Source organism: Streptomyces anandii JCM 4720 (assembly GCF_014650655.1).
In the GTDB taxonomy this organism is placed as follows: Bacteria; Actinomycetota; Actinomycetes; order Streptomycetales; family Streptomycetaceae; genus Streptomyces; species Streptomyces anandii.
Genome location: NZ_BMVJ01000004.1, coordinates 132,259 through 140,620 on the forward strand (window position 1 = coordinate 132,259; position 8,362 = coordinate 140,620).

At 74.1% G+C, this 8,362-nt stretch carries 10 protein-coding genes and 1 pseudogene; 5 read left to right on the forward strand and 6 right to left on the reverse strand.

The window, feature by feature from the left end; genetic code table 11:
* Nucleotides 1-223: pseudogene (locus tag IE249_RS09250) on the forward strand (hypothetical protein); the annotation flags it as partial.
* Between the two features lie 56 nt (nt 224-279).
* On the opposite strand, the gene IE249_RS09255 reads toward IE249_RS09250, so the two are convergent.
* From IE249_RS09255 to IE249_RS09265, 3 genes are all read right to left on the reverse strand, one after another.
* The gene (locus IE249_RS09255) at nt 280-822 is read right to left on the reverse strand and encodes a flavoprotein (protein ID WP_189704291.1); all 543 of its coding nucleotides are present in this window, start codon (nt 820-822) and stop codon (nt 280-282) included.
* Between the two features lie 29 nt (nt 823-851).
* The gene (locus IE249_RS09260; protein ID WP_189704292.1) at nt 852-1,313 is read right to left on the reverse strand and encodes a nuclear transport factor 2 family protein; all 462 of its coding nucleotides are present in this window, start codon (nt 1,311-1,313) and stop codon (nt 852-854) included.
* 113 nt (nt 1,314-1,426) lie between these two features.
* Nucleotides 1,427-2,107 (reverse strand): FMN-dependent NADH-azoreductase, encoded by a 681-nt coding sequence (locus IE249_RS09265; RefSeq protein WP_189704293.1) that lies wholly within the window; start codon nt 2,105-2,107, stop codon nt 1,427-1,429.
* A 68-nt stretch (nt 2,108-2,175) separates the two neighbouring features.
* Between IE249_RS09265 and IE249_RS09270 the strand changes: the two genes are divergently transcribed.
* Nucleotides 2,176-3,117 (forward strand): sigma-70 family RNA polymerase sigma factor, encoded by a 942-nt coding sequence (locus IE249_RS09270; RefSeq protein WP_189704294.1) that lies wholly within the window; start codon nt 2,176-2,178, stop codon nt 3,115-3,117.
* On the opposite strand, the gene IE249_RS09275 is transcribed toward IE249_RS09270, so the two are convergent.
* The gene (locus tag IE249_RS09275; protein WP_189704295.1) at nt 3,098-3,298 is read right to left on the reverse strand and encodes a ferredoxin; all 201 of its coding nucleotides are present in this window, start codon (nt 3,296-3,298) and stop codon (nt 3,098-3,100) included. The two genes, IE249_RS09270 and IE249_RS09275, sit on opposite strands and share 20 nt — an antisense overlap.
* A 12-nt stretch (nt 3,299-3,310) precedes the next feature.
* Nucleotides 3,311-4,516 carry a cytochrome P450 gene (locus IE249_RS09280; protein ID WP_189704296.1) on the reverse strand — a complete coding sequence of 402 codons (1,206 nt, stop codon included), beginning with the start codon at nt 4,514-4,516 and terminating at the stop codon, nt 3,311-3,313.
* A 282-nt stretch (nt 4,517-4,798) separates the two neighbouring features.
* On the opposite strand from IE249_RS09280, the gene IE249_RS09285 reads away from it, so the two are divergent.
* Both IE249_RS09285 and IE249_RS09290 read left to right on the forward strand, forming a co-directional pair.
* Nucleotides 4,799-5,437, forward strand: coding sequence for a LysE family transporter (locus IE249_RS09285; protein WP_189704297.1), 639 nt, complete (start codon nt 4,799-4,801; stop codon nt 5,435-5,437).
* A 195-nt stretch (nt 5,438-5,632) separates the two neighbouring features.
* Nucleotides 5,633-6,082 carry a nitroreductase family deazaflavin-dependent oxidoreductase gene (locus IE249_RS09290; protein WP_189704298.1) on the forward strand — a complete coding sequence of 150 codons (450 nt, stop codon included), beginning with the start codon at nt 5,633-5,635 and terminating at the stop codon, nt 6,080-6,082.
* Nucleotides 6,083-6,230: 148 nt separating this feature from the next.
* Here the strand turns inward: IE249_RS09290 and IE249_RS09295 are convergent, their stop codons facing one another.
* Entirely contained in the window at nt 6,231-7,271 is a 1,041-nt protein-coding gene (locus IE249_RS09295) for a cation diffusion facilitator family transporter (protein WP_189704551.1), read from the reverse strand.
* A 74-nt stretch (nt 7,272-7,345) separates the two neighbouring features.
* Between IE249_RS09295 and IE249_RS09300 the strand changes: the two genes are divergently transcribed.
* Nucleotides 7,346-8,362: glutathione S-transferase family protein (locus IE249_RS09300; protein ID WP_189704299.1), on the forward strand; the 1,017-nt coding region annotated here is incomplete at its 3' end.

The window sequence follows — 8,362 nt, forward strand, 5'->3', positions numbered from 1 at the left end:
CTGGGGCACCTGGACCGCCGCCCGGGACGGCGCCACGGTGGCCTCCGGCACGCTGCCGGGGCCCGGCGAGTACCCCGGGCCGGGCACGTACGAGGTCAGCGCCGAGGTACGGGTACGGTCCGCACCGCCGGGTGTGGACCTCAACGGCAGGGTCCACACCACCCTGACCCTGACCGCACCCACAGCCGCCACACCCCCGGCCTCACGGACCCAGGCCGACTAGCCCTCCGGCGCGCGGGTGCCGCCCGGCCGGCCCATCGGTCGGCGGGCGTCGGCCGGTCAGGCCTCCGGGGCCTGTTCGAGCAGGTCCAGTGCGCGGGGCCAGGCGAAGTCGGGGCGGGTGCCGTCCTCGGCGGGTTCGCCGGAGTACGGGGCGCCGAAGCGGACGCCCATCCCGCGCAGCCGGGCCAGGCTCTCCCGGTAGGCGGGGTGGGCGGCCAGGGCGCCGCCCACGCACGGCAGGACGGCGACCGGGACGCCGAGGCCGTAGGACTCGCACAGGGTGGCCAGGGCCAGGGTGTCGGCGGTTCCGGCGGCCCACTTGTTGATGGTGTTGAAGGTCGCGGGGGCCACGACCACGGCGTCGGGCGGCGGGAAGGGGCGCGGGTCGCCGGGGGTGCGCCAGGCGGACCGGATGGGACGGCCGGTGCGCGCCTCCACGGCGGCGGTGTCGAAGAAGCCGCCCATGGCGACCGGTGTCGCGACGACCCCGACCCGCCAGCCCCGCCCCTGCGCGGCGGCGATCAGCTCCTCCACGCCCGCGGCGATGCCGGCGGCGCAGACGACGACGTAGAGGAAGGGTTCCCGGGCCGGTTCGGTCATCCGGGCACCCTACTGAACGCCCGGCGGGCTCAGCGCAGCGGGAAGGTGCGTCCGCGCTCGGACTCCGGGCGCGGGCCGTGGATGCGGCGCTCGCCCTCCTCGATCGGTACGTCGTTGATGCTGGCCTCGCGCCGGGTCATCAGGCCGTGCGCGTCGAACTCCCACAGCTCGTTGCCGTACGAGCGCCACCACTGGCCGCGGGTGTCCCGGGACTCGTACTGGAAGCGCACGGCGATGCGGTCGTCCTCGAACGCCCACAGGTCCTTGCGCAGCGCGTAGTCCAGCTCGCGCTCCCACTTCGCGGTGAGGAACGCGACGATCTCGGCGCGGCCGGTGACGAAGGTGTCCCGGTTGCGCCACACGGAGTCCTCGGAGTAGGCGAGCGCGACCTTGTGCGGGTCGCGGGTGTTCCAGGCGTCCTCGGCGGCCTGGACCTTCTGTGCGGCGCTCTCGCGGGTGAAGGGCGGCAGGGGCGGGCGGTCCTCGGGCATCGGTCCTCCTGACGGGCCGTCGACGGCGTCGGGGGCGTCGGGGGCGAGGTCGCCCGCCAACGTACCGACGCCAACGTACCGACAGCCGGGCCGCCTGCCCCGCAGCGGCTTGCTCAGCCGGTCGTGGCGAGCGAGGCCGCCGCCTGCTCGGCCGCGGCCCGGGAGGCCTCGGCTCGTGGTTGCAGGCCCGCCAGGTGCGGGAGGACGTCCACGCGGGTGAGCTCGGCGGCCACGGCGTGGAAGTGGCCGGGTGCGACGCCCAGGTTGGTGAAGTAGGCCTCCAGGTACGGGGTCTGGAAGTCGTACGCCTCCCTCGGCGTGCCGGGGCCGTACGCTCCGCCGCGGGCCATGAGCGCGACCACGCGGGTGTCGCGCAGCGGGCTCTCCCCCGAGTCCGGATCCCTGAACGCGCCCGGGAAGGTCACCCGGTCGATCCACGCCTTGAGGGCCGCGGGCACGCAGAAGTTGTACATCGGCACCCCGAGCAGGAGCGTGTGCGCGGCCCGCACCTCGGTGATCAGGGGCAGGGTCAGGTCCCACTCCCGCTGCTCGGCGGCGGTCGCGATCAGGGCGGGCACCTTGGACGGGGGCACGAAGCCCTCGCGTTCGACCCGCCGGCCCAGGACGGTGTACGCGGCGGTCAGCGGGGCCACGGGGTCGGCGGCGAGGTCACGGCGGCGGTACTCGCCCGCGGGGTGCGCCGCCCGCCAGGCACGGGTGAAGCGGCCGGTCAGGCGGCGGCTCACCGAGTCGGCGGCCGCGTCGGCGCTGGAGTCGATGTGGAGGAGCAGCATCGGAAGGTCACCTCGGTCGTGTGCGGTTCGTCAGTGAGGTGACGGAACACGACCCGGAAAGGTGACCCATGCACCCCAGCGACCCTGACGACCTGGCCCGGCGGTTCGAGGAACGGCGCGGGCAGCTGCGGGCGGTGGCGTACCGGATGCTCGGCTCGCTCAGCGAGGCGGACGACGCCGTGCAGGAGACCTGGCTCCGGCTCGGCCGCACCGGCGCGGACGGCGTCGGCAACCTGTCCGGGTGGCTCACGACCGTCCTCTCCCGGGTGTGCCTGGACATGCTGCGCTCGCGCAGGGCCCGGCGCGAGGAGCCGTACGGCGACGACTGGCCGCAGGAGATGCGCGGGCGGGACGCCGCGCCCGAGGACGAGGCGGTGCTGGCCGACTCGGTGGGCCTGGCGCTGCTGGTGGTGCTGGACACGCTGAGCCCGCCGGAGCGGGTCGCCTTCGTGCTGCACGACCTGTTCGCCGTGCCCTTCGACCGGATCGCGGCCGTGGTGGACCGCTCGCAGCCGGCCGCGAAGAAGCTGGCCAGCCGGGCCCGGGCGAAGGTGCGCGGCACGCCCGTGGTGCCGGGCGCGGAGCTGGAGGGACACCGCCGGGTCGTGGAGGCGTTCCTCGCCGCGGCCCGGGGCGGCGATCTGGGCGCTCTGCTGGACGTGCTCGCGCCGGACGTGGTGCGCCGGGCCGACCCCGCGGCCCTGCCCGCCGGGGTGCCCGCGGAGCTGCGCGGGGCGCGGGCGGTCGCGGAGGGCACGGTCGTGCTGCGGGACCGCGCCCGGTTCGCCGCCGTGGCGCTCGTCGACGGCCGCGCGGGGGTCGTGGTCGCCCCGCGCGGGCGCCTGCTGTTCGTCCTGGAGATCGCCGTCGAGGGCGGACGGGTCGTCTCCTACGACGTGATCGCCGCCCCGGAGCGCCTGCGCCGCCTGCCGCTGGGCGTGCTGGACATGCCCGGGGCGTCAGGCGGCGCGGTACGGACCGGCGACGGTCTCACACCGCCGCTTCGGTGACCTTGATGGCGCCGACCGGGCAGGCCCGCGCGGCCTCCCGCACCATCGGGTCGCCGCCGCCGTCCTCCCGGCCGGGCAGCAGGCTGCTGTAGCCCTCGTCGTCCTGGGTGAACACGCCCGGGGCCGCCAGGGCGCACTGGCCCGCGCCGATACAGAGATCAGTGTCGATGTCGATGTGCATGACGGCAGCCTCTTACCAGGTCACGGGGAGTTCCAGCATCCCCTGGATCGTGTCGCCGGGTTTGAAGGGGATCTCCTCGGGCGGTGCGGCCAGGCGCAGCGCGGGCAGACGGGTGATCAGGGTGCCGAGGGCGATCTCCAGTTCGGTGCGGGCGATGTTCTGGCCGAGGCACTGGTGGATGCCGAAACCGAAGGCGACGTGGTGGCGCGCCGGGCGGTGGAGGTCGAGGGTGTCGGGCGCGGGGTAGACGTCCTGGTCGCGGTTGATGAGCGAGGTCGAGAAGAGTACGGCGTCCCCGGCGCGGATCGTGGTCCCGGCGACCTCGATGTCCTCGGTGGCCAGCCGCAGCAGCCCGTCCGCGATCGACAGCATCCGCATCAGCTCGTCCACCGCGGCGGGCAGCAGCGCGGGGTCGGCGCGCAGCTCGGCCAGCCGTCCGGGGTGCCGCAGCAGGGTGTAGGTGCCCAGCGAGATCATGTTGGCGGTGGTCTCGTGTCCGGCCACCAGCAGGATGATCGCGAGCGCGACCAGTTCGGCGCGGTCCGGGCGCCCTTCGCGCGCCTGCCGCCGGACCAGCTCGTCCAGCAGGCCGTCGCCGTCCTCCGCGCTCTTTCGGTCGACGAGGTCGCCCAGGTACTCCTCCAGGCGGTCCCGCGCGTCCTGCGTGTCGTCGGCGGTGGGGCCGCGCAGCAGCCGCCGGGACTGTTCCTCGAAGAACTCGTGGTCGGCGTAGGGCACTCCGAGCAGTTCGCAGATGACCATGGAGGGCACCGGCAGCGCGAAGGCCCCGACCAGCTCGGCGGGCGGGCCCTGGGCGGTCATGGTGTCGATGAGGCCGTCGACGATCCGCTGGATGCGGGGGCGCAGCGCGGTGGCCCGCTTCAGGGTGAAGCTGGGGATCATCATGCGGCGCTGGGCGCGGTGTTCGGGGTCGTCGACGCCCAGCAGGGCGGTCCTGCGCTTGCGGACCGCGGCGAAGCGGGGCGTGGTCACCGGGAAGCCGTCCCGGGTGCGGTCGGTGGACAGACGCGCGTCGGCGAGCAGGTCGCGGGCCACGGAGTGCCCGGTGACCATCCAGGCGGGGCGGCCGTCGTAGAGCGTGACGCGGGTCAGCGGCCGGGCGGTGCGCAGGGGGTCGTAGCCGGCGGGCGGATGGTAGGGGCAGGTGCGGTCCTGCGGGAAGGCGACGGGTGCGGACAGTGCGGTCGGGTCCGTCATGGAAGACCTCGCAGACGAAGGGTGCGTCGTGCCGATCTTCATTAGATGCCCGAGGCATCTATGGTGCGACGAGAAGTTCGGCCAGATCGGTCACCTGCGGGAACTGGCCGGGAAGCGTCTGTTCCGGTGCGTAATTCGGTTGCCGTGGACGACTCGCGGGCCGCAGGATCCGGCCATGCCCACGATCGTCGTACCCGTGCCGCCGCTGTCCGCCGCCGCCCGCCCGGCCGCGCGCCGACAGCGGGCCGGCCGTCCGGAGAGGTCCGGTCCGCCGCCGCGGTCATGACGGCCGCGCTCGTCGCGGGCCTGCTCGCGGGCTACGGCATCGCCGTGCCCGTGGGCGCCGTCGGCGCCTACCTGGTCTCGCTCACCGCGCGCACGTCGCTGCGGACCGGCGGCTGCGCCGCACTCGGCGTCGCCACCGCGGACGGGCTCTACGCCCTGCTGGCCACGCTCGGCGGCTCCGCCCTGGCCGCCGGGCTGCGGCCGGTCATGGGGCCGCTGCGCTGGGCGTCGGTGCTGGTGCTGGGCTGTCTCGCGGCGCACGGCGCGGTCACCGCCGTACGGCACTACCGCGCCGGACACCGCCCCGCCACCGCCTCGCAGCCGCCCCCGCCGAGCCCGTCCCGGGCCTATCTGGGCCTGCTCGGGATCACCCTGCTCAACCCCACCACGGTCGTCTACTTCGCCGCCCTGGTCCTCGGCAGCCGCGCCACGGGTTCCGTACCGGCCCTGGAACAAGGGGTGTTCGTGCTGGCCGCCCTGGCCGCGTCCGCGAGCTGGCAACTGCTGCTCGCGGCGGGCGGCGCCCTGCTCGGCCGTGCCCTGGCCGGCCACCGGGGCCGGCTCCTGACGGCCCTCGCCTCCAGCGCCGTGATGGCGGTGCTGGCGGTGCGGATGCTGCTGACGCCTGGCGGGTGAAGCTGCTGGCGCGATACACCCGTCCGCCGGGCGCCGGAAGGTGCCGGAATCCTTCGGACGCGGCGTGCGGCGGCGTGCCGTGGGCGTGGCTCGTGGGATACGCGGGGCGGGGAGCGGTAGGGATGATTCGTGCGGGCGCCGGTGTTGAAGGCCGGTGCACGACCGGTCACCGAACGCGAGGAGAGGACGGACGCCATGCCGCTCGAGGGCGAGTACGAGCCGAGCACGGCCCAGTGGGTGCGCGACCAGGTGGAGCTGTACGAGAGCTCCGGCGGTACCAAGGGCACCACGCTGATGGACACGGGGATGCCCGTCATCCTGCTCACCACGCGGGGCGCGCGGAGCGGGAAGATCCGCAAGACGCCGCTGATGCGGGTGGAGCACGGCGGGCGCTACGCCGTGGTGGCCTCGCAGGGCGGCGCGCCCAAGCACCCGTTCTGGTACTTCAACCTCAAGGCCGACCCCCGTGTCGAGCTCCAGGACGGGCCGCGCAAGCAGGACATGACGGCGCGTGAGGTCACCGGCGAGGAGAAGGCCGAGTGGTGGGAGCGGGCCGTCGCCGCGTACCCGCCCTACGCCGAGTACCAGCAGAAGACCTCGCGGGACATCCCGGTCTTCGTGCTGGAGCCGGGCGACGGGCACTGAGCCCGCGGGCCTTCGGCGCGCGGCCTCCGGGGCCGGCCCCGGCCCGGGCTCCGGCTCGGGCCCGGCCCCGGCCCCGGCCCCGGCCCGAAGAGTTCCCGGGAATCCGGGCAGTGAGGGCATGAACCCCGGGGGCCCGGGCACCCGATCGTCAGGCCCCGCCGCGTTCCCCCGTCGCGGCGGGGCTTTCGTGCGCCTCCTCCGCCGGGCGGTCGGTCACGTCGAGGAAGATCTGGTCCGTCTCCGGCACGGTGCGGGCGATCGAGCGCTTGATGCGCACGGCGACCTCCTCGACCCGCTCGCTGTCCAGGCCGGGCGCGAGGTCGATGCGGGCGGCCACCAGCACCGAGTCCAGGCCCATCTTCATGGTGAACAGCGCCTCCACGCTGTCGATCTCCGGCTGGGCCTGGAGCAGACTGCGGATGCGGCCGCTCAGCTCCGGGTCGGCGGCCTCCCCGATGAGCTGGTCGCGGGCGTCCCGGCCGAGGCGGTAGGCGACGTAGACGAGCAGCGCGCCGATGGCGAGCGAGGCGGAGGCCTCCCACACGACCTGCCCGGTGACCATGTGCAGGGCCATGCCGATGATGGCGAGGGTGACACCGAGCACCGCCGTGCCGTCCTCGGCGACGACCGTGCGCAGCGCCGGATCGCGCAGTCCGCCCTTGGCGCCGCCCTGCCGGCGCACCTGGTGCAGCGCGCGCAGCAGCGACAGCCCCTCGGCGAGGAGTGCCACGCCGAGCACGATCAGTCCGATGACGTAGCCACTGAGCTTCTCCTGCTCGTGACTGCGCAGCGCCTCGACGCCCTGGAAGAAGGAGAAGCAGCCCCCCATGACGAAGATCCCGACGGCGGCCAGCAGCGACCAGAAGAACCGCTCCTTGCCGTAGCCGAAGGGGTGGCGCCGGTCCGCGGGGCGGCGGCTGCGGCGCAACGCGGCCAGCAGGAAGACCTCGTTGAAGCTGTCGGCGACGGAGTGGGCCGCCTCCGACAGCAGCGCCGGCGAGTGCGCGATCAGGCCGCCGACGGCCTTGGCGACCGCGATCACCAGGTTCGCCGCGAGCGCCACCAGGACGGTGACACGCGTCTTGCGGTCGGGAGCGTGAGACCGCGCTCCACCGTTCGTACGATTCTCCGGATACTCACCCGATGTGCCGCTCACCTTTCGCCGAATGCCCCGGCCGGGGCGGCTCACACAGTGCCGCCGGCCGATTTCGGGGAACGCGTTCACCAGCACACCCGTGCGGCACCCGTACAGCAGGAGGACCCATGAGCGAGGGGCGCGAGGGCAACAGCGCCTACGGCCACAAGGCCTTCAAGCGGTCCCGGAGCCACTTCGCGGACCGGATCACGGCCGACGGCCGGGACGGCTGGCCGGTGGAGGCCGGGCGCTACCGGCTGGTGGTCAGCCGGGCCTGTCCGTGGGCGAGCCGGGCGCTGGTCGCGCGGCGGCTGCTCGGTCTGGAGGACGCGCTGTCGCTGGCCGTGGCCGATCCGATCCAGGACGACCGCAGCTGGCGTTTCACCCTGGATCCGGACGGACGGGACCCTGTCCTCGGCATCCGGTTCCTCAACGAGGCCTACGACAAGCGGGAGACGGGGTATCCGGGCGGGGTGAGCGTGCCCGCGGTCGTCGACGTGCCCAGCGGCAAGCTGGTCACCAACGACTTCCAGCAGATCACCCTGGACCTCGCCACCGAGTGGACCGCGCTGCACCGGCCCGGTGCGCCCGAGCTGTACCCCAAGGAGCGGCGCGACGAGATCGACACGGTGATGGCGGAGGTCTACCAGGACGTCAACAACGGCGTGTACCGGGCCGGCTTCGCGACCAGCCAGCGGGAGTACGAGGAGGCGTGCACCGGGGTGTTCCGGCGGCTGGAGCTGCTGGCCGACCGGCTGGCCGGGCAGCGCTACCTCGTCGGCGACACGATCACCGAGGCGGACATCAGGCTGTTCACCACGCTGGTCCGTTTCGACCCCGTCTATCACGGTCACTTCAAGTGCAATCGCTGGAAGCTGGCGGAGAACCCCGTGCTGTGGGCCTACGCCCGCGATCTGTTCCAGACGCCCGGCTTCGGCGACACGGTCGACTTCGACCACATCAAGCGGCACTACTACGAGGTGCACACCGGCATCAACCCGACCGGCATCGTGCCCCTCGGCCCGGACCTGTCCGGGTGGCTGACGCCCCATCACCGCGAGGAACTCGGCGGCCGGCCGTTCGGCGACGGCACGGCGCCGGGGCCGGTGCGGGCCGGCGAGGAGATCCCGCCGCGGGGCCGGCCC